Raw genomic sequence first — 25,930 nt, 5'->3', positions numbered from 1 at the left:
CTTAAATCCGAGGCGTTGCCGAGGATTCTACTGGATCGGCGATACCTGATCCTCCGGAAAACTCAATTGCAAAAACGCGAAATCAAGCAATTTCCTTAGCCGCCTTCCAATCATGGCGAGATTCTGGCGAACTGAGTGCCACTTTCGAAAACCTTCGGGATTCCCGGACCTGTTTGGCAGCCCTGCACAACGCGAAGACAGCCTGAGGGGAATCGGTGTCGGACACTCAGAATGGAGTGCTTCCTTCAAAGCGCCGATAGCAGCTGAATAACGTGGAATGTGACGGCGGCAAGACAGCCGGCAATCGGGACAGTCACCACCCATGCGCCAATAATGGTCAGAAGATAGGACCTGCGAACCAGCAGCCGCCTGTAAAGCACTTCCCTGTTCGGACCGCGGCTGCGGGCAGCCAGCAGGCCGAAGATATGTGAAGACGCCGTACGACTGCGATCCTTGCGCCATTCTCGGTAGAACCCGACGCCGAAAATGGCCCCGACCGCGATATAGGTGGAGCTGACCGGAAGTCCGAAACTCGTGGCCAGCAGGACAGTGATCGCCGCCGACAACGACACGCAGAAGGCGCGAATGGGATTGAGCTTGGTAATCCGTTGTCCCACCACCCGAATGAGGCGCGGGCCAAATAGAATGAGGCCAAGGGAAATGCCCAATGCGCCGATGGCGCTGACCCAAAGAGGCATCCCCGCGCTCTGAAACTCCAGCGCCACCGGATCGAGCCCCGCAGCCTGAATGCGCTGGATCTCGACAATCGCTGCCACCGGGCCGACCGCATTGGCAACATCATTTGCCCCATGCGCAAAGGACAGAACCGATGCGGCAGCAACCAACGGCCAGACAAACAGCCGCTTGAGAGACTGGGATCGATTTTCAAGACCAACTGTTTGCCGGGCAATGACCGGACGGCTGGAGAACCAGCCAATGCCGCCAAGGATGAGGGAAACCGCAAAAGCCAGCCAGACCGGGACAAGCAGAACGCGGTCCAGCGCCTTGATCAGGAAGAAGGCTGTAAAGGCACACACCATGATGCCGATGAGGATTGGCAACCACTGTCTTGCCGCCGCCAGCTTGTCTTCACGATCAACAATGACGGCATTTATGAAAGCCAGAAGGCAGGCAGCCACGAGAGCCCCAAGCAAGGGAGACATGACCCAGCTGGCTGCAATAGTGCCCATGATTGGCCAGCTGACGGCAGACCAGCCTGCTGCGGCGATGCCCGCCCCCATTATCCCGCCAATCACCGAATGGGTCGTGGAAACCGGCGCCCCCACATAGGTCGCGATATGGATCCAGACAGCCGAGGAGACAAGCGCCGCCATCATCGCCGACGTGATCAGGCTCGCATTCATTTGCGGGGTGATGGGCATGATGTTGGTGGCGACCGTGTTGAGGACCTTGTCGCCGGCAAGCAATGCGCCTGCACATTCGAAGACAACAGCAATCAACAGCGCCGTGCGCAAGCTAATCGCCTTTGCGCCTACCGCAGGGCCAACGTTGTTCGCGACATCATTTGCGCCGATATTGAGAGCCATATAGGCCCCGATTGCTGCAGCCGCCGCCAGAATGATGGCGTTCGGATTGGAGATTGCCGCAAACTGGGTGGTCGCCACGAATCCGCAAAACACGATGAAGGCAAGCGCCAACCCGGGGCCGACCAGTCGTCGCCCAAGACTATCCGCCGCTCCTTCGACATAAGCGATCTTGTCCAGATCCTTGTCGAGAACCGGTCCCTTGTATTTCCGGGGTGGGTCCATGTCGTTCAAATTGATCGTCCCGCTTGTCCAAGCCAGATCGAATCTGAACTCGTCCCTGTGTCAGTTTGATGAATAAAATGCTTGCCCGGCAAAATAATCAAGGAAGTCACCGATTGCCGGTCATGTCCTTGCCGAAAGCTTCCAGAATAGGCTTCAATGCGGGCTCATCGACCTGCTCGACCGCATCCGCGACCGGGAACCACTTGACCTGCCGCTGGCCCTTTTCCGGGTAGTCATCGAGCTCTTCGGTCACTTTCACCAGATAGACCAGAACGGTTGTGCGAATGTCGATACCTTTTTCGAGCCCCTTGTGGGACTTGAAGGAGGCATAGGGTTTCGGTTCAACCTCTCCCCGAATGCCAGCCTCTTCAAAAGCCTCAATGGACGCAGTGACATGGGACGCGAAGTGAAGCTCGGGCCATCCCTTTGGCAGGATCCAGCGCCCCTTTCCTCGGGATGTCAGAAGCAGGATTTCCGGACCATGATCTGTCAGCCGATAACACAGTGCGGCAACCTGCAAACGCGCGGGCTTCTTGAACAAACCTATCAAGGTGTCCAACCAGGAAGGCGACGGGGAATTATACGGCTCAGCAATTGCCATTTTGTGTTCGTTATTCTTCACAGCGTTCGTTGTTATGTAGGCAGCAGAGTTCCAATTTCCATATCTGCGGATGCACAATGTGCGCTTTACGTTACGACAAAACGGTGAATTTTTCTAGAACAAGCTACGGGTTTTCACGTGCTCTGCAGTCCAGGCACCTGGCCAGACCTCAGCATCGCCCTGTCGCAACTGCCGAACGATCCCGACCGGAACCGAGGCCTGAATAAAGATGTCCTTTCCATCCTCACCGTCCGTCGGATCAACGAATGCCGCCACACCGCGATGTCCAAGCTCTTCCTCGCAGGGAACGAACAGCGCCGCGCCTGAAAAATTGGTCATGTTCTGCGTGCTTCCCTTGGACGCCCCGATCACGCCGCACACGGCGATGCTGGTCATGAGTTCGACAGCGCGGGCCTTCGCGCAGTCATAGACCCGGTGGAACCCGGCCAGCCGTTCCGTCATCGAAGGAACCAGAACCAGATCAAGATCCGCCCTTGCAAGCAGAAGCGAATGTGCCGGCATCTCGATATCAAGGCAGATCACAATGGCCATTTTCAGGCCGTCCAGCTCGAACAGGACGAGATCATTGCCGGGCGTCAGCTGCCAGCTGTCGGGGTCCTTTTCCCCCGGTGTGAGGCACAACTTGTCCTGCCGAATGTCACGCCCGTCCGAGGTAAGCAAAATGGCGGTGTTCGTAAAGGACCGTCCGCCCTTGTGAACCGGAAGAGAACCGAGACACAGGTGAACTCCATATCGGCGCGGCCAATCCTGCACCCGCTCAAGCAACTCCACACCGCATTCGGCGAGGAACGCCATTTCATCCACCGGGGCAAGGCCAGCAGGCTTGAACGCCAGACAGGCTTCAATCGCATATTCCGGCAGAACGAGAAGTTTTGCCCCCTTCTCCGCAGACCGGCGAACATAGTGCTCAACATGCTCTGCAAACGCCTCAACACTGGCGGGAGCGAAGCCGACATTCAGCGACAAAAGGGCAATCTTGTAAGTGTCCATGGTCAGTATCCGATGCCTGGAGAGGTCGCCTCGCAATCAATCCCCTTTTCGCTGATGTCGACCATTTGGTCCGGACGAAACGTCAACTTGAACAGGAGAATATCCGGACCAGAATCCGGGAGATGATTTGCGAATACGATTCAGAAATGGCAGTAGAAACCGAAAAGACAATGCGTTTCAAGGCAGACTTCGGGCTTGAAACGTCTCTCAGAGAACCATGAGAGCTCCAAAGGCAAACAATGCGAATGTCAGCATCGTTCCCAGACGGTGGATGGCGCGGTTGCCCGGCAAAATGCGTGCATGTCCATTCCGGCGCATATAGTCCACCCCGGCAAGCGCACGGTCTGTATGCAAGTCGATCTGCCTGAACAGGTCGCTCAGCTCGTTCTGAGCCATGAATTCCCTCCGCCGATTTCTTCAGCAGGGCAACTCTAGGGTGAAGAACCTTGAAACTTGGTTAATTCGAATTAACGCAAGTAGCTAGCGCTGTGACTTTTGCGGATCGGCAACATCGATAATCCGCAGCTGGACACGCGGCGTTCCCTGCCATGTATCCACGGACAAGGTTCCTGCAACGTGAAGCATCTGCCCACGTCTTTCCAACATTGCCTGTCCATGAGGGCGATCCGCCGCCTTGAAGGCAATGGCCTTGATCTTGTTTCCGTCCGAGCTGCTCAAGCTGGCACGAACATGGCCGTTGCCGACAACATCGGCAAAGGAAACGCGGTGTGCCGGGAAGGCAAAAACCGGCTCGGCATGCCCCGCACCATAGGGTCCGGCGCGCTCCAGATACTCCATCAGGTCCAGATTGGCACCGCTGGCCGTCAGGGCACCGTCGATTTTCAGGTCACGTGACGCATTGGCCGCTTCAACCTGTGCCTTCAACTGGGCATCGAAATAGGCTGCAAGGTCTTCGGCGCGGTCTTTCCTGACCGTGAGGCCAGCCGCCATGGCGTGGCCACCGCCCTTTTCCAGAATTCCTTCATCCACAGCGCCGCGAACAACCCGGCCAAGGTCGACACCGGCAATCGAACGGCCTGATCCTGTCCCCTTGCCGCTTTCATCATAGGCGATGGCAAAGGCAGGTCGTCGATGAGCTTCCTTGAGACGGGAGGCAATGAGACCGACAATACCCGGATGCCATTCATTTGACCCGGTGATCAACACGGCGGGATCTTCCGACTGAATGGCCATGACGGCCTGCGCATCCGCCTGTTCCAGCATCACCGCTTCCATCGCCTGACGCTCCGTATTGAGCTCATCAAGCCGGGCCGCGATCTGGCGGGCATCGACATGGCCTTCCGACGTCAGCAACCGCGCGCCAAGGGCAGCGTCACCAATTCGCCCTCCGGCATTGATCCGTGGGCCGAGCAGAAACCCGAGATGGTAGGGGGACACTTTTCCGACAACCCGCGCAACATCTGCCAGAAAGGCAAGTCCGGGATTGCGGCGTTGATGCATGATCTCAAGGCCGCGTGAGACATAGGCCCGGTTGAGGCCTTTCAGCGGAACCACGTCGCAAACCGTCCCGAGCGCTACAAGATCGAGCAAGGCCATGAGATCCGGCACAGCCCGACCGTTAAAGAACCCGCGCTGGCGCAACTCCCTGTTCAGACCAACAAGGAACAGAAAGGTCACTCCGACAGCCGCCAGATGCCCCTGCCCCGACAAATCATCCTGTCGATTGGGATTGACCAGAGCGCGGACGTCGGGAAGCGTTTCGCCCACCTGATGGTGGTCGATCACGACAATCTCGAGGCCGATCTTGCGGGCAACCTCAAAGGCTTCATACGAGGTACTGCCACAGTCGACGGTGATCAGCAGCCGCGCTCCATCGGCATGAAGCTGTTCGAGCGCGGGGCCATTCGGGCCATAGCCTTCGATGATCCGGTCAGGAATGTGAATTTGCGGATCAAGCCCTACCCATCTGAGGTAACGGGCCAGCACGGCAGATGACGTGGCGCCATCGACGTCGTAATCACCGAAAATGGCAACTGCGGTCCCGGCCTGAACCGCATCGGCCACTCGCGCAACGGCCGCATCCATGTCGACCAGTGTCGAGGGATCGGGCATCAGCGCCTTGATGGAGGGAGCGAGAAATTCCTCAGCCTGCTCAGGCTGAACATCGCGGGCCGCCATGACCCGCGCCAGAACATCGGGAACGCCAAGACGCTGGGAAATCGCAAGTGCATTGCGCACCTGCTCCTCAGTCAAGCGATCCCGCCAGGCATTCTGGTTGAACGACTTTTGGACCCCGAGCACAAGACGGGCGGGCTGATCGATGCCAGCCAACCCGGTCATGATTTTAGCTCCGGATCCTGTAGTCCAACCTTCCGCACAGGTGCTCCTCAGGCCAGCTCGAACCGGTCCGTAAGCTGATGCTGGGCCTTGATGTAACGAACGGTTCCGGTGGAAGACCGCATCACCACGGTGTGTGTGGTGATCATGTTGCGACCGAACTTCACACCCTGCAGGAAGTTGCCGTCAGTCACGCCCGTAGCTGCGAACAGCACGTCCGGTCCGGCCATTTCCTCAAGCGTGTATTTCTTCTTGATATCGTCGATGCCCATGCGATGCGCCCGCTCGACCTGCTCGTCGCGGGTGATGACCAGGCGAGACTGCATCTGGCCCCCAATGCAACGCAGAGCCGCCGCGGCCAGAACGCCTTCCGGTGCGCCGCCGATCCCGGCATAAAGATCGATGCCGGTTTCTTCCGGGTCAGTCGTGTGAATGACACCGGCCACGTCACCATCGCCAATCAGGCGGATCGCAGCACCGGTTGCCCGAATGTCCTCGATCAGCCGAGCATGGCGCGGACGGTCAAGCACACAGGCGGTGATTTCGCCGATCTTGACGCCCTTTGCCTTTGCCAAGGCATTCAGGTTGTCGGCAATCGGGGCATCCAGATCTATCAGGCCAGCCGGATAGCCAGGGCCGATTGCGATCTTGTCCATGTAGCTGTCAGGCGCGTTCAGAAGTTCGCCTTCCGGAGCCAGCGCAATAACAGCCAGCGAGTTCGGCAGGTTCTTCGCGCAAATCGTCGTGCCTTCGAGCGGATCAAGAGCGATGTCGACCTTTGGGCCGTGCTTCGTGCCGACGTTCTCGCCAATATAAAGCATCGGCGCTTCGTCGCGCTCTCCTTCACCGATAACCACGGTCCCGTCGATCGGCAGGCGATTCAACTCCCGGCGCATTGCATCAACGGCAGCCTGATCGGCAGCCATTTCGTCACCCCGACCCCGCAGACGCGCCGCAGCCACTGCCGCGCGTTCACTGACACGCGCCAGCTCGAGGGTCAAAATCCGGTCCAGACCGCTCTCTGCAGCTACATCGGTGTTCGACATTAAACTCTCCAGTCCTGTCCGGTCCGCCCGTCTTCGGGTCTCTGCCGGTCCCTGTTCAGCTCAGTTTTTCAATACGGATCATGCGCGGTGCATCGGCAACGACACCCTTGGACAAGATGGCCTCAAGCGCTTCCTTGACGGCCTCTTCGGTTGTCTCATAGGTGATCAGGATGACCGGTTGCGGCTCGTCCTTGGGCGTGTTGGCCCGTGCCTCACCCCGCCGCTGGACGATGGATTCAAGGGAAATGCCCTTCTCCCCCATACAGCTGGCAATGGTCGCAAATGCCCCCGGACGGTCGTAGACCGACAGGCGGATGTAGTAGCCACCCTCATGCTTGCGCATGCCAGCGCGTGTGTAATCGGCAAGGTCGACAGCGGGCATGCCCAGCACCGGTGTGCGGTCGCCGCGCGCGATATCGGCTATATCCGCCACAACGGATGACGCCGTCGCATTGCCACCTGCTCCGGGACCAACAAGGATCACCTCGCCAACAAAATCGCCGTCAACGGCAACCGCATTGAGCACACCATCGATCCGCGCAATCGCGGAAGATTTGGGAACCATGGTCGGATGAACGCGCTGCTCGATGCCAGTTTCAGTCTTCTGAGCAACGCCCAGCAGCTTGATCCGGTAGCCCAGTTCATCCGCCGCCTGAATGTCAGCAGTCGTGATGGACGTGATGCCCTCGATATAGATCGTGTCGTCGGAAATCTTCGTCCCGAACGCAAGGCTGGTCAAAATCGCCAGCTTGTGCGCGGTGTCATTGCCCTCGATATCGAAGGTCGGATCGGCCTCCGCATATCCAAGCCGCTGCGCATCGGCAAGGCAGTCTTCAAAACTGATGCCTTCCGCTTCCATGCGGGTCAGGATGTAATTGCAGGTCCCGTTCAAGATGCCGTAGACGCGCGATACTTCATTGCCTGCAAGGGTTTCGCGCATCGTCTTGACGATCGGAATCCCGCCAGCAACGGCAGCTTCGTAATTCAGTGACGCATTGTTTTCCTCTGCCAGAACAGCAAGAGATACGCCATGTTTGGCCAACAACGCCTTGTTCGCAGTCACGACATGGATGCCGCGGGACAGCGCTGCGCGAACGCTGTCTTCAGCTGCACCGGAATCGCCGCCAACCAGCTCGACAAAGATATCGATGTCTGCGGTCTTGGCCATGTCGACCGGATCGGTAAACCAGGTCATGGCAGACAGATCCACACCGCGATCGCGCGTGCGGTCACGAGCGCTCACAGCGGTAACCTCAAGGGTCTTGCCGGTTCTTTTCGCCAATTGCGCGCTATGTTTGCCAATCAGGCGAACGACGGAGGCCCCAACGGTACCAAGTCCCGCTACGCCGACTTTCAATGCATCTGCCATATTTCAATGAATTCCAGTTCGATCAGTCTCAGCTCGATGTCTCGAGCTGGACCACGTTGTGCATTGTTTTGTCCGCGCTTTCAAGGAAGCGACGGACATTCCTTGCTGCCTGACGCAAGCGCTGTTCATTTTCGACCAGACCGATGCGCACATAGTCATCACCGTGCTCGCCAAACCCGATACCCGGTGCAACCGCAACCTCTGCCTTTTCAAGCAGCAACTTGGAAAATTCCAGACTGCCAAGGTGGCGGAATTTTTCCGGAATCGGCGCCCAGCAGAACATGCTGGCCTCCGGTGCTGGAATATCAAACCCGGCCCGCCCGAAGGATTCCACCACCACATCGCGGCGGCGCTTGTAGATCGCGCGTGTTTCGCGAATGCAGTCGTCCGGCCCGTTGAGAGCAGCGGTGGCTGCCACCTGGATCGGCGTGAATGCCCCATAGTCCAGATAGGATTTCACGCGAGACAGCGCATTGATCAAGCGCTCGTTGCCGACCGCAAAGCCCATGCGCCAGCCCGGCATGGAGAAGGTCTTGGACAAGGAGGTAAACTCAGCCGTGACATCCATCGCACCCGGCACCTGCAGCACAGACGGCGGAGGCGTGTCGCCGAAATAGATTTCGGAATAGGCCAGATCGGAAAGAATGAAGATCTCGTGCTTGCGGGCAAACGCGACGACATCCTTGTAGAATTCCAGATCAGCGCAATAGGCCGTCGGGTTTGCCGGGTAACACAGGATAAGCGCAATCGGCTTGGGCACCGAATGAATGATGGCCCGCTCCAGAGCATGGAAGAGCTCCGGCCCCGGCTCGGCTGGAACGGAGCGGATGGAAGCGCCCGCCATCAGGAAGCCGAAGGCATGGATCGGATAACTCGGGTTCGGACACAAGATGACATCGCCCGGCGCAGTGATGGCCTGCGCCATGTTTGCAAAGCCTTCCTTGGAGCCAAGGGTGGCAACGATTTGCGTGTCCGGATTGAGTTTCACGCCAAAGCGGCGCTGATAATAGTTGGCCTGCGCCTTGCGAAGGCCCTGAATGCCCTTGGAAGCAGAGTAGCGATGGCTGCGCGGGTCCTGAACAACCTCGGTCAGCTTGTCGACAATGTGCTTCGGGGTCGGCAGATCCGGGTTGCCCATGCCGAGATCGATAATGTCCGCGCCCGCCGCTCGTGCCTTGGCCTTGAGACGGTTGACCTGTTCAAAGACGTACGGCGGAAGCCGTTTGGTCTTGTGGAACTCCTCCATGGCGCGGATCCTTGAATCGACAATTGACACTCAGGCAAGACAGGATTCCCCTGCTGCTGCGCGGCCCTTTTATCAGCCTCTCTTCAAGTTCGCACCCACCTTTGAGGGTCTTCGTACTGAATTTTATCGATTAAATTCTGGAAATCGCCGATCAGGGCTCAGTTGCGCAGCTGGGTAGCCGCCTCGCCCCCCTCGATTTCGTCGAGAGCCGCCTTTCCGTGATTGTCTTTCAACCACAGCAGTTCGTCGGCGGTCGGCTTCTCCGTTGCTGCCTTGCTCGCGTTGTCAGCAGCGAGAGACCGCAGGTGATCCATCGTGGCAACACGTTCTTCTTCGTCGATCAGGCCAGTTGGCGGCGGTGCATCCGCAACGACATCGGCAGGCAAGGCATATTCATCGCTGCCGAAGGAAACCAGCGAATCCACAAGCCCCTTGTCCGGACCAAGCGCACATCCCGACAGCGCCAACCCAAGACCGATGGCCATTACGGTTTGTCTTTTCAATGTCACAGTTCCCTGTTTTCACTCGTTTCACGTCCGAAAGTGCAACAAACACCTATCGGATACGCAGAATCCTGACTATGCGAAAGTTGACCATGTCCTTACGAGATTCGCATTCGACGCAAGGGCCTAACCTGTGTCATAAATACCGTGACATGCTGAACCAGGCGCAAAATAACAACAAGCAATTCCAAGTCAAACATAGGCAACCGAAAAAGCCTGAACCATTTGAAAACCGGTAGCCCCCGAAGACGTTAACAGGGAACCTGCATCAATGGCCGACGAACGCCAGCATCCCATGCTGCAGTATATTATCAATAATCCGGAAGCTTTTGCCCAAAACCTTGCCAAGACACTCGAAAACACGGGAAAGGCCGTTGCCGCCTATCTCGAACCCCGTGAAAAGGGCAAGGTCGACAACACAGATGAACTGACAAACGTCATCAAGACGCTGGCCCAAGTCGGAGAATACTGGATTTCCGATCCACAACGGGCAGTGGAGGCCCAATCGCGCCTTTGGTCCGGATATATCGGCCTGTGGAACTCTTCCTTGAAACGAATGATGGGTGAAACCGCGGCGCCTGCAGTCGAAACACCGGCGCGCGACAAGCGCTTCGCCGATCCGGAATGGTCGGAGAACCAGTTTTTCGATTTCCTCAAGCAGCTCTACCTGATCACCAGCAACTGGGCGGAGACGATGGTCGACGACGCAGAGGGATTGGATGAGCACACCCGCCACAAGGCCGGCTTTTATGTGCAGCAGATTTCCAACGCGATCTCGCCTTCCAACTTCCTGATGACCAACCCCGAGCTTCTCCGCCTGACGCTGGAAAGCAACGGCGAGAATCTGGTCAAGGGAACCCAGTTCCTCGCCGAGGACATTCTGGCGGGAAAAGGCGATATCCGAATTCGTCAGACGGACCTTTCCAAGTTCGCTGTCGGCAAGAACCTCGCCATGACTCCGGGCAAGGTGATTGCGGAAAACGATGTCTGTCAGGTTCTGCAATACACGCCGACCACGGACACCGTGCTCAAGCGGCCGCTGATGATCGTGCCGCCGTGGATCAACAAGTTCTACATCCTGGACCTCAATCAGGAAAAATCCTTCATCAAGTGGGCGGTGGATCAGGGCCATACGGTTTTCGTCATCTCATGGGTAAACCCGGACGAGCGACAGGCCGAAAAGAGTTTCGAGCACTACATGAAGGAAGGCATCCTGAACACGCTGGATGTCATCAAGAAAGCCACCAAACAGGAAGAAGTGAACGCAATCGGCTATTGCGTCGGCGGCACCCTGCTGGCCGTCACACTTGCCTACATGGCGGCGAAAAACGACGACCGCATCAAGAGCGCGACCTTCTTCACCACACAGGTGGACTTCACCCATGCCGGCGACCTCAAGGTCTTCGTGGATGAAGAGCAGATCGAGATGCTCGAGAACCGGATGAGCGAGCAAGGTTATCTGGATGGCAGCAAGATGTCGTCAGCGTTCAATATGCTGCGCTCAAACGATCTCATCTGGTCTTACGTCGTGAACAATTATCTGAAGGGCAAGGAGCCCTTCCCGTTCGACCTGTTGTACTGGAATTCCGATTCCACCCGCATGCCGGCGGCCAATCACTCCTTCTATCTGCGCAACTGTTATCTGGAAAACAAGCTGTCGCAGGGCCGGATGGTCATAGACAATGTCACGCTTGACCTGAAGAACGTAAAAATCCCGATCTACAATCTTGCGACCCGCGAAGACCATATCGCGCCGCCGAAGTCCGTTTTCCTCGGCTGTTCCTGTTTTGGCGGTCCGGTCGATTATGTCCTGTCGGGGTCGGGTCACATTGCCGGTGTGGTCAATCCGCCGAACAAGAACAAATACCAGTTCTGGACCAACGGGGCGCCGAAAGGCGATCTGGAAGACTGGCTTGCAAGCGCCAAAGAGACACCGGGGTCCTGGTGGCCACATTGGGATACCTGGATCCGCAAGAATGACGGGGATACGGTGAAGGCCCGCAAGCCCGGCGCCAACAAGGTGAAGGTACTGGGCGATGCGCCGGGAACCTATGTGATGGAACGGGTCTGAAACAGCTAATCCAAACAAAATGAGCTGCCCGGCCACCGGGCAGCCCTTCACGTCTGGCTTGATTTGCAATCAGGCTTGCAAAGCGTTGGTGATCAACCCTCCGGATAACAGGCGCTTTTCCAGATCTTCCGGGCGCATTGGCCGCCCGCAGAAGAAGCCCTGCACTTCCCGGCATCCCATTTCCCGCAACTTGCGCAGCTGCATTTCGGTTTCCACGCCTTCTGCGACGACACACAGTCCCAGATCATTACCAAGCGAAACAATTGCGCGGGCAATACACCCGTCCCCGTCGTCGCGATCAAGATCGCCAATGAACGATTTGTCGATCTTCAACCGGGTCAGCGGAAACGAACGCAAGGTACTGAGGCTGGAATATCCTGTGCCGAAATCATCGATCGCCAGCATGACCCCAAGCGTTCTCAGCTCGGCCATGACACTGGTCGCCTGAACCTTGTTGCGAAATAGCAGGCTCTCCGTGATTTCAAGCTCCAGCAGGCTCGGGTCCAGCTTGCTCTCTTCAAGGGCGGACCTGACCGTATCGACAAAGGCGTCGTCGCTGAACTGGCGCGCGGAGACATTGACCCCCATGGTGCATTCCAGCCCATAGGCTCTGTCCCAGAGCTGCGCCTGTCTGCAGGCTTCACCCAAAACCCACTTGCCCAACTGGCAAATAAGGTCGGTATCCTCCATCAGCGGAATGAACCGGCCCGGAAACAGGGTGCCCATATAGGGGTGATCCCACCGAACCAGGGCTTCCATCCCGATGATCAGTCCGCTTTGGACATTGACCTGCGGCTGATAGTCCAGCCGGAACTCGCCCGTTTCCAGCCCAACCCGCATTTCCTCCAGAAGCGTCAGCCTTTGGGCAACACCGCTGCTCATGGATGGGGTGTAGAATTTGAAGACGTCCCTGCCCGCATCTTTCGCCTTATACATGGCGTTGTCCGCCCGGCTGATAAGCAATTCCGCGTCGTCCCCGTCGTCAGGAAAACAGGCAACGCCGATGCTGGCAGTCATGTGGAACGTGCGGCCCTGAACCAGAATGGCCTCTGACAGGGTCCGTCGCATCTCCACGAGGAAGGGAATGATCGCGTCCTTGGTCACCTTGTCGTGCCCGAGCAGGATCACGAACTCGTCGCCGCCAAACCGGACCACAGACTCATCCTGAGAGATGATGTTCTGCAGACGCTTCGAGATGATCCGAAGAACATCGTCCCCGATCGAATGGCCGAAACTGTCGTTGACGATCTTGAACTGGTCGAGATCGACAAAGACGATTGCCAGTTGTTCTTCCCGGGTTCTCGACCGGCGCAGCAGTGTTTCCAGCCGCGACTTGAACTCCAGCCTGTTCGGCAACCCTGTCAAAACGTCGTGACGGGCAAGGAAGTTGATCTCGCGGTCTGCCCGCAAGCGATCAATAGCGATGGACGCCAGACGCGTGGCTTCCTCCACCAGCCTCAGCTCGATTGGAGAGGGCTCGGAAACCTTGCGATTATAGAGAGCGAACGTGCCGAGCATCTCGCCCGTCTTGGAATAAAACGGTGTCGACCAGCAGGACCGCAGACCTGCCGACAGGGCGAGATCCTTGTAGGGCTCCCAAAGGGGATCGGTTGCGATATCTGCAACAATCACGCTCTCGCGCAAATATGCTGCAGTCCCGCAAGATCCGACATTGGGTCCGATCTCAATTCCATGGACGGCGTCATTATAATCTTGTGGCAGGGATGGAGCAGCGCCGAGCAACAAATGACGTCCAGTATCGGACAGCGTCAAAATGGACCCGACAACCCCATCCAGCTGATCCTCGATCAGGTTCACGATCCCTTCAAGGATCTCCTGTTCTCCCCCGCCCTTTGCAATCATTTCCAGAACACGGGTTTGGCCGATACGAAGGGATTCCAGCTTCTTGCGCACGGTAATGTCGCGCGCAAGCCCCATGATCCCGACAATTTCTCCATCGGGTGTTTTCAGCGGAAACTTGGAAGTCGACAGCCATTTTTTCACGCCGCTGCCAAACTCGACATATTCTTCGTAGTCGATATTGGCGATTCCGGTTGCGAAGATTTCCTGCTCGTCCTGAAGGAAACGGTCAGCTGTTTCCGTTGGCAGAAGATCGTGATCGGTCAGACCGGACAATTCGCTTCCGGTATCATAGCCGAAATCATGCGCAACGATTGCATTGGCAAACACGAACCTGCTGTGGCGGTCCTTAAGATAGATGTAGTCGGCAACTTCATCAGCAATGGCCTGCAGCCATTCGCCGGATTTGGCGAGGTCGGGCGCTCCCATCACCTGCTCACCGTCAAATGAGAAGGCCTGTGCCTGCGTATCGGGAATTTGTGACCTTCTGACCGCATCTTCGACCTCAAGATCGAAGGAATGGCCCTTTTTCTCACGCATCACCACTCAACCAAGGATTACATAAAAAACCATTCTCACCAGAAATGACGTTAGTCACCATTTAAAAGTTGTGAAATTAGGATAATTGCCAATTCAAGGCAAATAAATCCACAATTTAATATTTTTCAGTGGGTTAACACTGTGCATCGCAGTTTCCACCAAAGTCTGTGCGCCAAGTGAATTGCGACAACGGCGGCTGTGGCCTAATACTATCATGAAGATTTACACAAAGAGTTTGTTGATGATCACTCCCCGGTTCCAGGAAACGGCCAAAATTCTTCCGGTTCGGAACTTGCCGACAAGAGCCTTGACGGCACGGGCGAGCACCACTTTGCGGGCCCGTAAAACAACGCCGCCAGCCCTGGTTTGTACCCGGTTCCTTCTTCTTCCCAGCGCCTGCGCTGTCTTGTGGTTTCATCCGGATCTGGGGCTGTTTGTTTGCGGCGGGCTGCTTTTGTCGCTCTGGTTCTGGCTGGATGCCCTTGGACACACGCTTCCCCTGCGCCTTTCCCCGAGCAATTGGCTGCAAAAGGCAACCTTCGGCGAAATGGTCCTGATGAACCGCATGCAAGTCGAAATTCCTGACACCGACCTCAAGACTGCACGGGCCTTCTGGATCGTCGCTGCATTGAGTGCCGCGACAGGGTTATTCGCCGCCTACATGAACAACCCGATGATCCTGCCATCGGCACTTGGCCTGTATGCCGCATCCCGACTGGCCTACTGGCAGCGGATGGCAGACCTGTACGAACGCATGCAGGACGCTCATCCATTGTATCGTTTCTGGTCCATTCAGCCCGTAAACGACAATGCGCCGCGCAAGGCGCGGCGCAAAACGGCCTGAAGCGCCGTCAGACTTTTAGTCCTCCCGGCGTTTTTCCGCCAGCAAACCTATATAGGTCAGTGCAACTGAAGCCCCGGCAATCGAGGTGATATCTGCATGGTCATATGCAGGCGCGACCTCCACGATATCCCCGCCCACGAAATTGATATCGCCCAGACGACGCAGGATCATCAGCGCTTCGCGGCTCGACAGGCCTCCGGCAACAGGAGTTCCCGTGCCCGGCGCAAACGCAGGATCAAGACAGTCGATGTCAAAGGTCATGTAAGCCTTCGCGTCCCCGACCCGGTCCTTGACCATTTCAACCACGCCATTGACACCCAGAAGCTCGATTTCCTCCCCATAGAGGATCTCCAAGCCGCATGTTTCCGGCGCATGAGTCCGGATGCCGATCTGGATTGATTTTTCCGGATCAATGATCCCGTCCCGCACTGCCCTGCCAACAAAACTGCCGTGGTCGATCCGACCACCGTCATCCGGCCATGTATCCTGATGGGCGTCGAAATGCACGAGAGCCAGCGGTCCATGCTTGGCCGCATGAGCCTTGAGCAGAGGCCAGGTAACAAAGTGGTCCCCGCCGATGGAAAACAGATGCGTGTCCTGATCGAGGATTTCCCGCGCCTGACGCTCAATATGACCGGGTATTTCTGCATGGACACCATAATCGAAAACGCAATCACCATAGTCTACGGCAGAGAGCACCTCGAACGGGTCCATATCGAAGGGATACTGCGGATCGCCATCAAAAATGGCTGAGGCCCGGCGAACACCTTGCGGTCCGAACCGAGCGCCCGGTCGGTTCGACACCGCAGCATCGAACGGAATGCCCCAGATCGCTAGATCTACCCCGTCAAGATTCCTGGAGTAGCGACGGCGCATGAAGCTGAGCGCTCCGCCATAGGTCGGCTCGTGGGAGCCCCCTTTGAGGGAACTGCCAAGAAAGGCATTGTCGGTCGGACGCGGGTCTTTGGAGTGCATTTTAGGTCTCACGAAGTTAAGGCGCCAAAGCGCGCAAACATACCTCCTCGTTCCACATCCCGTCATCGCCGTCAATCGCATTGCGAACAGCCGCCCAGGGCGCAATGCTGGACTTCTCTCCCATTTCCAGCCTCCGCAAGAAAGTCCTCCGCTCTTGTCCTTCCCGCCAGAGCAGGAGTAAATGGAACGAAGCACAGGCTGTGTGGACGGATTGGCGATGTATTTCGCCGGGAAATGCAGTGTTCAATACAAGGTGAAACTGGCACAGGCGATGTGGTACATCGTCGAGCAAGGTGCGCCTTGTATTGGGCGATGCAGGCCCGGCCCTTTGGGTGGAGTAAACGGCAGAAGTCTGAAGGAAAACTGCCTTTGAACGTATGTTCAATACGTTCTACAGGCCCCTTTCCACCATCCTTTGCCGTTTGATCCACGAAATACGCCTCCAATCCGCCCACCCAGCCTATCCTTCAAAACCTAGAAACTTCCAGTCGTGAGGACTTACCCTTGGCGGACACTCACCCCAAGCTGCTGCGCGGACGCGTTCTTTCCTTCAACCGCAAGCCGGTTGGTCCTGACGATCATGATGCGCTTACCTATCTGGAAGATGGTGGTCTGCTGATCGAGAACGGGCGGATTTCAGGTCTCGGTGACTTTACTGCCCTGAAGGACACGGCCCCCGCCGAGGCCGAAGTCATTGATCACCGCCCTCACCTGATCACTTCCGGTTTCATTGATCCGCATATTCACTTCCCTCAAGCTCAGGTGATTGCGTCCTGGGCGGAGCAGCTGCTGGACTGGCTCAACGACTACACGTTTCCGGCAGAGCTGAAATTTGCCGACAAGGCTCACGGCACGCGCATCGCCGGTGCATTTTATGATGCGCTTCTTGCCAACGGCACCACAACCGCCGTTGCCTATTGTTCCAGCCACCCCAATTCGGTCGATGCCTATTTCGAGGAAGCCGAACGCCGCAACATGCGCATGCTGGGCGGCAAGACAATGATGGACAGGAACGCACCCGCCGACCTGTGCGACACGGCCCAGTCCTCCTATGACGACAGCAAGGCGCTGTTAAACAAGTGGCACGGCCGAGGCCGCGCGCTCTACACGATCACACCGCGCTTTGCCATCACATCAACCCCGGCCCAGCTGGAAGCGGCCGGAGCGCTGTTGAAAGAGCATCCCGACTGCCACCTGCAGACCCATATCAATGAGAACCACAACGAAATCGATCTGACACTGGAGCTCTATCCGGAGGCGGATGATTACCTGCGGGTCTATGAGAATTTTGGCCTGCTTGGCGAAAGGACACTTCTTGGTCACTGCATCCACATGAATGACCGGGAACTGGGTGTCATGCGCGAAACCGGCGCGGTAGCCGTGTTCTGTCCAACGTCCAACCTCTTCCTCGGCTCCGGCCTGTTTGACCGGGCCCGACTGGAAGGAGCCAACATCAAGACCGCCATCGCCACCGATGTCGGCGGCGGCACGAACTATTCGCTGATGCGTACCCTCGACGAAGGCTACAAGGTCCTGCAGTTGCAGCGCCAGCGGCTCCACCCATTCGAAACGTTCTACTGGGCGACGCTTGGGAATGCCACGTCCCTCTCTCTTCAAGACAAGATCGGTAATCTCGCGGTCGGGACAGAAGCGGACGTGATCGTGCTCAACGCCCGTTCAACGCCTGCGATGGCCCTGCGCATGGAAACCATCGAAACACTGGCAGAAGAACTTTTCCTTCTTCAAACCCTCGGCGATGACCGCGCGGTGGCCCAGACCTATGTGGCTGGACAGGCAATGAAGTCCTGAGAAACTGGGTGGCGGTGGTCTACCGCACAGCGCTGACTTGTTCCCCGACCCTGCGGCCAAGTGAATTGAGCACGAGTGGAACAATTTCTCCGGTCAGCAACCGAGCTCCGGTCAAGCTGAGATGGTCATCGTCGTAATAGAAGACGTCATCTCCGCTGGCATTCACGCAGACCCCATCCTCCTTCCGGCAAAACACGTTTCGCGGGTCGACCTTGGCAAGGTTAGGGTCACTGAGCCCGTCGAAATGCCGGATCACATCACCGTTTCGCGCCTCAAAAACCGGCATCGGGATGGTGAGTTCGCTTGCCTGCGGATAGCTCATACGCTCCTTGAAATAGCGATCAGGAACGGACCACCCCGCCTCAGGAATGGGATAGACCAGAATGACGGTCTTGCCCATGTCCAGATAGGAGCGCACGCCGCGGGCCATCATGTCGAGCCCGTTGGCAAGGGTTGCCGCCTCGCCCGAGCCTGAAACCAGCGGATCGGCGAAAGTCTTCGGCCCCATCTGGTCCGGCTCAACCCCGCCCAAACCATTGTCAAAACCATCGTCTCGGACATAGAGCGAATAGCGACCTGCGAGGATCACGGTCTTCAGCGAGCTGCTCTTCACATAGTCCAGCACCTGTTTGACGCTCTCGTCGCAGCGCGCTCTGGTGTGCCAATAGCCGTCAAACGGCACGCAAGCGGCCAGTGACAGGGTCGTAACACCAACGCCTTGGTCCTTAAGATCTTGCATGAGCGGATAGGAAATGGCCTCGGCATGGCTATCGCCCAGAATTGCAACGTCAACAGATCCATCGGCTGCCGGATAAGTGCACTCCGGGCGCGGTAAGGGACCAAGATCAATGCCGCCAGCCGCCGGGGTTTCGATGTAACAGGCATCCGTGAGCGGCGATGTGTCGTTGCGGGCATTATCAATTGACACAAGGGCCGGATCGAACCTGCCGGGGAAACCGCGCGAGACAGCTCCCCAGGCACCGAGGGAAACAACAACGATCAGCCCTGCGAGCGCGCAGCCGAGAACCCTTGCAGTCGACAATGAGCGGAACCGGGCACCCTGCCCCTTGCGCCAGGGCTGCTCCACAAATCGCCAGCTCAAATATCCGATCGGCAGCGACATCACCGCGGCGACCAACAGCAGTTCTGCAGACGGCGCATCAAGCGAGCGAATACGAAGAAAGGCAAGCAGAGGCTGGTGCCACAGATAAACGCTGTAGCTGACAAGGCCGATCCCGACGAAGGGTTTCATTGCCAACAAACGCCCGGTCAGCGTTGCAGGTCCGGCAAAAAGGATCAGCAAGGCAGTGCCACCAACCGGAAGCACTGTCCAAAATGACGGAAAGGGCGTGTTGCGATCAAAGAGGAAAAACGAGGCCAGAATCGCGGCAAGGCCCGCTGCGGCGAGCCAATCGTTTTCCCGCTGCGGTCTGGCGGTCAGCCAGAGCGCACATAGAGAACCGGCGAGCAGCTCCCATGCACGGGTCGGCAGGAGATAGAAATTCGCCCAAGCCTTGAACCGCCACCCCGGCTCGGTCAGCAGCAGGCTCACCAGTGCCGCCAGCACCAGCGTCCAGAACACCTTTGAACGCCCGAACCGCCAGGCTGCCAGCATAAACAGCGGGAAGAGAATGTAGAACTGTTCCTCAACCGCAAGGCTCCAGGTGTGGAGCAAGGGATTGCTTTCAGAACCGGTGTCGAAATAGCCGCTGTTGCGCCAAAAGAAGATGTTGGACGCAAAGAGTGCGACTGACGCTAGAGCCTTGGAATAGGTGGTCATCTGGCTCGGCGCCATCCACAGTGCCGCCATCACGCTACAGACTGCCAGCATGACGAACAGCGCCGGCAGGATGCGCCGGGCACGCCGTTCGTAGAACTCCAGAATGGAGAAACGACCCTTTTCGAGATCCTGCACGATCAATGCAGTGATCAGATACCCGGAAATGACAAAGAAGACATCCACCCCGGCATACCCGCCGGAGATGAACTCAAAACCGCCATGGAACAGGACTACAGGCAGAACGGCGACAGCCCTCAGGCCATCAATTTCGCGCCGATAATTCATTCAAAAAGCCAATTTCTTCAACATAAATGGGGGTAAGCCGCATCACCCAGCTGGCAGCAAACGTATCTGACGCCCGCTTGCCGGGAACTTCTGCGACAAGCATTTCGGACTTGCGGCCGAGTGTGTCCAGAACCGGTTGAACGATCGGCTGGACAAGCAGCGCAGCACCTGCATTCGACAGATGGTCGTCGTCATAATAGTACACGTTCTCTCCAACAGCGTTGAGACACCGCCCCTCCTCGCTGGAGCACAGAACATCCTGCGGACGTACCTTTTTCAGGTGCGGATGATCAAGGCTGTCAAAGAAGCCAATCACATCTTCATTGCGTTTCAGGAACGCCTCCATGGGAAAGGAAAGCTCCTGAGCGCCGTCATTGAAGAGACGTTCCTTGAAGTAGCGATCGGGAACGGACCAGCCCGATTCCGGCACAGGATAGACCAGTACCAGGTTCTTGCCTCCGTCGAGATACTTGCTGATCCCCTCCTGCATGACATGGAGCATGTTGGGCACGAGGGTCTTCTCGTAGTCCCCCTCAAGCAGCGGGTTGGTGAAGTATTTCGGGCCCATGTGCTCGGGCTCTATGCCGCCGACGCCATTATTGAACGGATCATCGCGCGTGTAGAGCGCATAGCGTCCTGCCAGAACAACGGTCTTTATGTCACTCGACAGGATGTAGTTGACCAGCTCGGCCACCGGCTCGTCACACCGGGCCCGGGAATGCCAGTAGCCTTCGAAGGGAACGCAGGCGGCAAAGGACATGGTGGTGACACCAACATCACCTCGCCGAAGCTCCTCGATCACTTTGGATGAGAATGTCAGGGCATGGCTGTCGCCAATGATCGCAACATCGACGGACCCGTCGGATGCGGGAAAGGTGCAGGCCGGGCGCGGCATTGGACCGAGTTTCATGCCCCCGGCTGCGGGTGGCTCCAGATAACAATCCGAAATCAGCGGGGCGACATCGCTTCTGGCCGCATCAATGGCTGCAAGAGCCGGGTCAAAGCGGAACCGATAGCCGTCAGACATCCAGCCAAGGCTCGCCACCAGAAGAAAACCGGCAAGCCCCGCCCCACCCATGGCAAATATGCGCCGCGCAGCAGGTGTCTGGCGTGACGGATCGGGTCTTCTCCTAAACGGTTGCTCCACCAGCCGCCAACTGATCCAAGCAATCGGGAAACTCAGCAGCGCAGCCACCAAAAGAGCGTCCTGCGAAGGCTCGCCGAGAGAACGAATGCGCAGAAAGGCAAGCAGCGGCTGATGCCACAGGTAGACACTGTAGCTGATCAGGCCGATGCCAACGAGCGGTCTCACAGACAGAACGCGCGCCGCCCACGTCGCCTTGGTTCCGTAAAGGATAAGCAGGACCGTGCCACCTACCGGCAGAACCGTCCAGAAGGATGGAAATGGGGTTGTCTTGTCGAACAGGAAGAACGAGGAGACGACTGCGGCCAGGCCAACAAGTCCCAGCAGGTTGTTGCCTTGCGTCTTGCGTCCGACCAGCCAGAAGGCGCAGAGGCTCCCGGCGAGCAGTTCCCACAACCGGGTTGGCAAGAGGTAGAAATTCGCCCAGGCCCGGTATCTCCAGCCATATTCGGTCAAGAGAAGGCTGATCGCCGCAACGATCACCAGCGCCCAGAACACCCGGTTCCGCCCGAACCGCCACCCGAACAACAACACCAGCGGAAACAGGATGTAGAACTGCTCCTCAACGGCAAGGCTCCACGTATGGAGCAGCGGGCTCGTCTGCGATTCGACATCGAAATATCCGCTTTCCCGCCAGAAGAAGATGTTGGAGGCAAAGAGCGCCACAGCGGCGAGCGACCTGGAGAAAAAGCTCATCTGGCTGGGTGGCATCCACAGCCAGGCCAGAACAAAACTGACAAACAGCATCACCAGCAAAGCTGGCAGTATGCGCCGAGCGCGACGTTCATAGAAACGGGAAAGGGAAAACTGTCCTCTCTCGAGGTCCTGAAGGATCAGCGCGGTGATGAGATAGCCGGAAATGACAAAAAAGACGTCCACACCGGCAAAGCCGCCGGAAAACAGCGACACCCCGCCGTGAAACAGGACAACCGGCACCACCGCAACGGCCCGCAGGCCATCTATTTCGCGCCGATACTCCATATGCCCCCGTCACTGCCAGACTTCAAAGCCTCAACCATTCCCAGTTGTAGCCTCAAGGTCTTGCATGACGCTTAAGCGGTATGGTTAAGGCCTGTAATATTTTACGAGGGCAGGAACAGAAATAACTTGAACAATCTGGCAGGCCATTCGTTTTGAGATGCTCCTGCTTACATTCGAACTTTAGATACAGACTTCTCCGGAGGAGTTATTTTGTATCCGGTCGCAAGGTATTGCGGGCCAGATGGTAATAGTCATGGAAAAAATCGGGCGCAAACCGTGGGTCGGGGCATTTCCCACTCCCATGAGCGCCCAGAACCCATTTCATCCGGCCTCCACCAAACCGAACCTGCTCAGCACGCGCCATTACAAGACCCGTTTGCCTGTCTACAATCTCGGTCAAGGACACGCTGAGATCAGGCGGTCGTTGTTCAAAAAGCTCCCTGACTTCATATCGCGCGGTGATGGCCGGGATTTTTTCTCCACTTGGCCGATTGTCCGGATCAAGGGTCACTCGAACAAAGGTGGAGCGGTCGTAAATATCCTGACGTTCCAACCAGCTAAACCCCTCCTCACGAAGATACCTGTTGCCGAAACTATTGGCTGTTCCGGAGTTGAGGTAAATTCCTTCAGCGGTCGCACGATCAGCAATTGTCGGAGGGCTGACGCCCGTGCAAGTGGCTTTGAATTCGGCCAGATCTTGGGAATAGATATAAATTACAGGCGCCAAAACCAAAACGGTCGCAACGGACAACGCCCATTTCCGCCCCAAAGGACGCATCACAAGCGCTACGAGCAAAATCAGCGGCAACAACATGACCGGCGCAATGATCGCCCAAACAATCCCTATGAAATACACGCAAATAACTCCTGCAAGGACCAACACGTAAAACAATCAAAAGTTGCATAACGTATTTCAGGTTCGCGCTTTGAAATCAATTTCATACGGCAGCGACAGGTATTCCCTCAACATAGCGGGAGCAATACCCCGGCATGAACAATCTCCCGGCTTGCAATTCCAGATCAGCCAGCCTTTACGCGATGCCAATACAACGGCAAACCAAAGCCAAACAAAAAACCCGCCGGATTGCTCCCGCGGGTTCTTCGAATTTGAAACCAGTTGGTCCAGCGATTAGCGCTTGGAGAACTGGAAGCTCTTGCGAGCCTTTGCGCGACCGAACTTCTTACGCTCGACGACACGGCTGTCGCGAGTGAGGAAGCCGTTCTTCTTCAGGATCGAACGCAGTTCCGGCTCGTAGTGAGTCAGAGCCTTGGAGATGCCGTGACGAACAGCACCGGCCTGACCGGACAGACCACCACCAACAACAGTGGCGATGATGTCGTACTGGCCAGAGCGATCTGTCAGAGCGATCGGCTGTTGCAGGATCATCTGCAGGACCGGACGTGCGAAGTACTCGGTGAAGTCCTTCTTGTTCACGATGATCTTGCCAGAGCCCGGCTTCACCCAAACACGTGCAATAGCGTCTTTACGCTTGCCCGTTGCATAGGCGCGGCCTTGAGCGTCCAGCTTCTGAACATGAACCGGAGCTTCCGGGGCAGCAGTGCCAACAGCGCCGCCCAATTCTTCCAAAGATTGCAGCTCAGCCATTAGTTTGCCCTCAATCCGTCGTTCTTGGCATTCAGGCTCTTTACGTCAACCAGAACCGGCGACTGAGCTTCATGCGGGTGGGTCGGGCCAGCGTAAACACGCAGGTTGGACAGCTGCTTGTTGGACAGCGGACCGCCTGGCATCATGCGCTGAACGGCTTTCTCAAGAACGCGCTCCGGGAAGCGGCCCTCGATGATCTGGCGAGCTGTACGCTCCTTGATGCCGCCCGGATGGCCGGTGTGCCAGTAGTACTTCTTGTTTTCGTACTTTCGGCCGGTCAGGATAACCTTGTCAGCGTTGATAACGATAACGTTGTCACCACAGTCGACATGCGGCGTGTAGGTCGGCAGATGCTTGCCGCGCAGATGGTTGGCGATGTATGCAGCCAAACGGCCAACAACCATGCCTTCTGCGTCGATCACGATCCACTTTTTCTCGACCTCGGCCGGCTTGGCAGAGAAGGTCTTCATGAGATTGATCCGTATTTGATCGGTTAAAGAAAAGGGCCCGCTCGGCAATATGCCGAAGGAACGGGCCTCAAATTCGTTCGAGGGAGCTTATACGCCGAGCCCAAAAGTCCGTCAAGCACGTTTATCTGGAAGATGCATTAAATAATACTGCATTTTCAACGGCTTACAAAAACGGTATTATATTACCGTACTTCAATAGCGACTTTTCGATTGTCGTTACTCGTCTCGATCGTTGACCTATCGCCAAAACAGCGGATTTTCCCGTCTGCCTCGCGAATTCCGGCGAATCCATGACGCTTTCCAGCGCTGATACAAAAATATACTCGTGCCAAGGGCATGTTCAGAGGCTTGCGAAAGGACGGATTTCGGCAGAAAATATAGCCGCTGACACACTGCCACTTCTGAGTTCCTCGCCCCGATCCACAAGATAAACAAGGCGGGCAGAGCACCAACTGGCCGGACCTTCCGACCAAGTGACATGAAGAAGACCGGCACCTGTCCGCAGCTTTGCGCGAAAGCTCGTCGCGTATCGGGCCAAGGTGCCCAGGACCTTCGTCAAATGGTTTCCGCCCTTACATCCTACAGTTCCCTGCTGCTTGCAGGCGCAGCCTTTACGCTCACCATCTTCTGCTACATGGCATTGGGCGATCTCTACGCGTCCCTTAAAGTGCCCTCATGGCTGAACGGCGACGTCATGCGCATGATGCTTGGCGCGCTGCTTACCGGCGCGCTGGTCGCCTCCATCATCGGTGTGTTCACCGCCACAATGCCAATGCCCTATGAACTTCTGGGCGACTCTCTGGCCGCAATTGCCGCCCTTTGTGCGGCTGGTTTCATTGCATGGCTGGTGCATCGTGTTCTTCTTGGACTGATGAACCCGGGCCAGAAGGCTTAACGGCAGACTATCTGGAAGGTTGGCCCAGAAGCTCATCCAGTTGCCGGGCCAACCATCCCCGCGGAATGAGATGTCCGCCCTCGTGAAGATCAAGGCGAACCGAACCGGCTGAGCAGTCGGTCCAGACAGTTCTGTCGAACGACAGACCGCCTTCGGCAGTCCAGCGATAGTCATCGCTCGCTTCGCCGCAACCCAGCCTTTGCCGCCACAAATGCACCGGGTAGTCCGTGTCTCCATCCGACCCATACGGAAAGTCCATCACCGTGTCTTTCAAGCCATGGACATGGCGCACTTCCCCTGGAGCTTCAGGACAGGTCTCTTGCTGATCCAATGTTCCTGCAATACCAAGCAGGGCGGCAACGCCCGCTCCATTCTGGCAGGAATAACGCCACGCCATCGCAGACCCATAGGAATATCCCGAGAGATAGATCCGGCTCCTGTCCAGCGGATACCGCTTCGCCACATCAGCCAGAACCTCACTTGCAAAGCCGATATCGTCTGACCGCTCCGCCCAGAAGTTCCAGCTTTTTCGCAGGCCGTTCGGGGAAACGAGCAGCACGCCGCGCGTGCGCGTAGCCCCGGCAATCCGGTCATTGCGAACAGGATCGGCGCCCGTCCGCCCCCATCCATGAAAATGCATCAGCACAGGCAGCTTGCTGACACCATCCCATCCGTCTGGCGCCAGCACATGATAGGAGCGTCCGCTTTCAAGCTGACACGCCTCGTTCGGCCCACCACAGTCAGCCGCAGTCGCCGCCCCGCCGATCACACCGAGCTATTGTCAAATCTGGTGTCCAGGCGAGCGTCATGCGGCGGCTTGATCTTGG

22 protein-coding genes are annotated in these 25,930 nt (G+C 57.1%); 4 read left to right on the top strand and 18 right to left on the bottom strand.

Features of this window, described 5'->3' with window-relative positions:
* Positions 1–245 precede the first annotated feature (245 nt).
* The 9 genes from F0155_RS10590 to F0155_RS10550 all read right to left on the bottom strand — a co-directional run bounded on the left by F0155_RS10590 (position 246) and on the right by F0155_RS10550 (position 9,843).
* A complete protein-coding gene (locus F0155_RS10590; RefSeq protein WP_150524642.1) occupies positions 246–1,769 on the bottom strand; it encodes an inorganic phosphate transporter in 1,524 nt (507 codons plus the stop codon).
* A 106-nt stretch (positions 1,770–1,875) separates the two neighbouring features.
* Entirely contained in the window at positions 1,876–2,370 is a 495-nt protein-coding gene (locus F0155_RS10585) for an NUDIX hydrolase (RefSeq protein WP_150524487.1), read from the bottom strand.
* A 114-nt stretch (positions 2,371–2,484) separates the two neighbouring features.
* Entirely contained in the window at positions 2,485–3,381 is an 897-nt protein-coding gene (locus tag F0155_RS10580; RefSeq protein WP_150524486.1) for a nitrilase-related carbon-nitrogen hydrolase, read from the bottom strand.
* Positions 3,382–3,588: 207 nt separating this feature from the next.
* The gene (locus F0155_RS10575) at positions 3,589–3,777 is read right to left on the bottom strand and encodes a hypothetical protein (protein WP_150524485.1); all 189 of its coding nucleotides are present in this window, start codon (positions 3,775–3,777) and stop codon (positions 3,589–3,591) included.
* Positions 3,778–3,861: 84 nt separating this feature from the next.
* Complete coding sequence (gene recJ / locus F0155_RS10570) at positions 3,862–5,682, bottom strand: single-stranded-DNA-specific exonuclease RecJ (RefSeq protein WP_150524484.1); 1,821 nt, start codon at positions 5,680–5,682, stop codon at positions 3,862–3,864.
* Positions 5,683–5,729: 47 nt separating this feature from the next.
* Entirely contained in the window at positions 5,730–6,725 is a 996-nt protein-coding gene (gene glpX, locus F0155_RS10565) for a class II fructose-bisphosphatase (protein WP_150524483.1), read from the bottom strand.
* Between the two features lie 55 nt (positions 6,726–6,780).
* Entirely contained in the window at positions 6,781–8,094 is a 1,314-nt protein-coding gene (locus F0155_RS10560) for a homoserine dehydrogenase (protein ID WP_150524482.1), read from the bottom strand.
* A gap of 28 nt (positions 8,095–8,122) precedes the next feature.
* A complete protein-coding gene (locus F0155_RS10555; protein WP_150524481.1) occupies positions 8,123–9,340 on the bottom strand; it encodes an LL-diaminopimelate aminotransferase in 1,218 nt (405 codons plus the stop codon).
* A gap of 158 nt (positions 9,341–9,498) precedes the next feature.
* Positions 9,499–9,843, bottom strand: a complete 345-nt coding sequence (locus tag F0155_RS10550) for a hypothetical protein (protein ID WP_150524480.1) — start codon at positions 9,841–9,843, stop codon at positions 9,499–9,501.
* A gap of 271 nt (positions 9,844–10,114) precedes the next feature.
* Here F0155_RS10550 and F0155_RS10545 point away from each other — a divergent pair, with 271 nt between their 5' ends.
* On the top strand, positions 10,115–11,914 hold the full coding sequence (locus tag F0155_RS10545; protein ID WP_150524479.1) for a PHA/PHB synthase family protein: 1,800 nt from the start codon (positions 10,115–10,117) through the stop codon (positions 11,912–11,914).
* Between the two features lie 69 nt (positions 11,915–11,983).
* On the opposite strand, the gene F0155_RS10540 is transcribed toward F0155_RS10545, so the two are convergent.
* The gene (locus tag F0155_RS10540) at positions 11,984–14,314 is read right to left on the bottom strand and encodes a sensor domain-containing protein (protein WP_150524478.1); all 2,331 of its coding nucleotides are present in this window, start codon (positions 14,312–14,314) and stop codon (positions 11,984–11,986) included.
* Positions 14,315–14,555: 241 nt separating this feature from the next.
* Between F0155_RS10540 and F0155_RS10535 the strand changes: the two genes are divergently transcribed.
* On the top strand, positions 14,556–15,158 hold the full coding sequence (locus F0155_RS10535; protein WP_150524477.1) for a DUF6653 family protein: 603 nt from the start codon (positions 14,556–14,558) through the stop codon (positions 15,156–15,158).
* A gap of 15 nt (positions 15,159–15,173) precedes the next feature.
* Here the strand turns inward: F0155_RS10535 and speB are convergent, their stop codons facing one another.
* Positions 15,174–16,133 carry an agmatinase gene (gene speB, locus F0155_RS10530; protein ID WP_150524476.1) on the bottom strand — a complete coding sequence of 320 codons (960 nt, stop codon included), beginning with the start codon at positions 16,131–16,133 and terminating at the stop codon, positions 15,174–15,176.
* 504 nt (positions 16,134–16,637) lie between these two features.
* Here speB and guaD point away from each other — a divergent pair.
* Complete coding sequence (guaD, locus tag F0155_RS10525) at positions 16,638–17,942, top strand: guanine deaminase (protein WP_150524475.1); 1,305 nt, start codon at positions 16,638–16,640, stop codon at positions 17,940–17,942.
* A 19-nt stretch (positions 17,943–17,961) separates the two neighbouring features.
* Here guaD and F0155_RS10520 read toward each other — a convergent pair whose 3' ends face one another.
* From F0155_RS10520 to F0155_RS10495, 6 genes are all read right to left on the bottom strand, one after another.
* Positions 17,962–20,007 carry an acyltransferase family protein gene (locus tag F0155_RS10520; RefSeq protein ID WP_150524474.1) on the bottom strand — a complete coding sequence of 682 codons (2,046 nt, stop codon included), beginning with the start codon at positions 20,005–20,007 and terminating at the stop codon, positions 17,962–17,964.
* Positions 19,985–22,132, bottom strand: a complete 2,148-nt coding sequence (locus F0155_RS10515) for an acyltransferase family protein (protein ID WP_150524473.1) — start codon at positions 22,130–22,132, stop codon at positions 19,985–19,987. The genes F0155_RS10520 and F0155_RS10515 overlap by 23 nt, the downstream gene beginning before the upstream one ends.
* 205 nt (positions 22,133–22,337) lie before the next feature.
* On the bottom strand, positions 22,338–23,024 hold the full coding sequence (locus F0155_RS10510; protein ID WP_161599790.1) for a hypothetical protein: 687 nt from the start codon (positions 23,022–23,024) through the stop codon (positions 22,338–22,340).
* Between the two features lie 237 nt (positions 23,025–23,261).
* Positions 23,262–23,738, bottom strand: coding sequence for a 30S ribosomal protein S9 (gene rpsI, locus F0155_RS10505; protein ID WP_150524471.1), 477 nt, complete (start codon positions 23,736–23,738; stop codon positions 23,262–23,264).
* Positions 23,738–24,208, bottom strand: coding sequence for a 50S ribosomal protein L13 (rplM, locus tag F0155_RS10500; RefSeq protein WP_150524470.1), 471 nt, complete (start codon positions 24,206–24,208; stop codon positions 23,738–23,740). Before rplM ends, rpsI begins: the two co-directional genes overlap by 1 nt.
* A 340-nt stretch (positions 24,209–24,548) precedes the next feature.
* Complete coding sequence (locus F0155_RS10495; RefSeq protein ID WP_150524469.1) at positions 24,549–24,767, bottom strand: hypothetical protein; 219 nt, start codon at positions 24,765–24,767, stop codon at positions 24,549–24,551.
* Between F0155_RS10495 and F0155_RS10490 the strand changes: the two genes are divergently transcribed.
* Entirely contained in the window at positions 24,768–25,103 is a 336-nt protein-coding gene (locus F0155_RS10490; RefSeq protein ID WP_150524468.1) for a hypothetical protein, read from the top strand.
* Between the two features lie 7 nt (positions 25,104–25,110).
* On the opposite strand, the gene F0155_RS10485 is transcribed toward F0155_RS10490, so the two are convergent.
* Positions 25,111–25,872: a CE1 family esterase gene (locus F0155_RS10485; protein ID WP_150524467.1), complete on the bottom strand. Its 762-nt coding sequence runs from the start codon at positions 25,870–25,872 to the stop codon at positions 25,111–25,113.
* Positions 25,873–25,930: the final 58 nt, after the last annotated feature.

Source organism: Roseibium sediminis, from assembly GCF_008711325.1.
Classification (GTDB): Bacteria; Pseudomonadota; Alphaproteobacteria; order Rhizobiales; family Stappiaceae; genus Roseibium; species Roseibium sediminis.
The sequence above is the reverse complement of the archived record's forward strand: the minus strand, read 5'-3'. Positions and strand labels throughout refer to the sequence as shown.

What these genes read in the sequence shown, in the direction of transcription:
- F0155_RS10540 (WP_150524478.1), bottom strand. Translation starts at nt 14,314, where the DNA reads ATGCGTGAGAAAAAGGGCCATTCCTTCGATCTTGAGGTCGAAGATGCG.
- rplM (WP_150524470.1), bottom strand. Translation starts at nt 24,208, where the DNA reads ATGAAGACCTTCTCTGCCAAGCCGGCCGAGGTCGAGAAAAAGTGGATC.
- F0155_RS10580 (WP_150524486.1), bottom strand. Translation starts at nt 3,381, where the DNA reads ATGGACACTTACAAGATTGCCCTTTTGTCGCTGAATGTCGGCTTCGCT.
- F0155_RS10560 (WP_150524482.1), bottom strand. Translation starts at nt 8,094, where the DNA reads ATGGCAGATGCATTGAAAGTCGGCGTAGCGGGACTTGGTACCGTTGGG.
- F0155_RS10490 (WP_150524468.1), top strand. Translation starts at nt 24,768, where the DNA reads ATGGTTTCCGCCCTTACATCCTACAGTTCCCTGCTGCTTGCAGGCGCA.
- F0155_RS10590 (WP_150524642.1), bottom strand. Translation starts at nt 1,769, where the DNA reads ATGGACCCACCCCGGAAATACAAGGGACCGGTTCTCGACAAGGATCTG.
- F0155_RS10555 (WP_150524481.1), bottom strand. Translation starts at nt 9,340, where the DNA reads ATGGAGGAGTTCCACAAGACCAAACGGCTTCCGCCGTACGTCTTTGAA.
- F0155_RS10535 (WP_150524477.1), top strand. Translation starts at nt 14,556, where the DNA reads ATGATCACTCCCCGGTTCCAGGAAACGGCCAAAATTCTTCCGGTTCGG.
- F0155_RS10585 (WP_150524487.1), bottom strand. Translation starts at nt 2,370, where the DNA reads ATGGCAATTGCTGAGCCGTATAATTCCCCGTCGCCTTCCTGGTTGGAC.
- glpX (WP_150524483.1), bottom strand. Translation starts at nt 6,725, where the DNA reads ATGTCGAACACCGATGTAGCTGCAGAGAGCGGTCTGGACCGGATTTTG.
- F0155_RS10520 (WP_150524474.1), bottom strand. Translation starts at nt 20,007, where the DNA reads ATGAATTATCGGCGCGAAATTGATGGCCTGAGGGCTGTCGCCGTTCTG.
- F0155_RS10545 (WP_150524479.1), top strand. Translation starts at nt 10,115, where the DNA reads ATGGCCGACGAACGCCAGCATCCCATGCTGCAGTATATTATCAATAAT.
- speB (WP_150524476.1), bottom strand. Translation starts at nt 16,133, where the DNA reads ATGCACTCCAAAGACCCGCGTCCGACCGACAATGCCTTTCTTGGCAGT.
- F0155_RS10575 (WP_150524485.1), bottom strand. Translation starts at nt 3,777, where the DNA reads ATGGCTCAGAACGAGCTGAGCGACCTGTTCAGGCAGATCGACTTGCAT.
- recJ (WP_150524484.1), bottom strand. Translation starts at nt 5,682, where the DNA reads ATGACCGGGTTGGCTGGCATCGATCAGCCCGCCCGTCTTGTGCTCGGG.
- rpsI (WP_150524471.1), bottom strand. Translation starts at nt 23,738, where the DNA reads ATGGCTGAGCTGCAATCTTTGGAAGAATTGGGCGGCGCTGTTGGCACT.
- F0155_RS10515 (WP_150524473.1), bottom strand. Translation starts at nt 22,132, where the DNA reads ATGGAGTATCGGCGCGAAATAGATGGCCTGCGGGCCGTTGCGGTGGTG.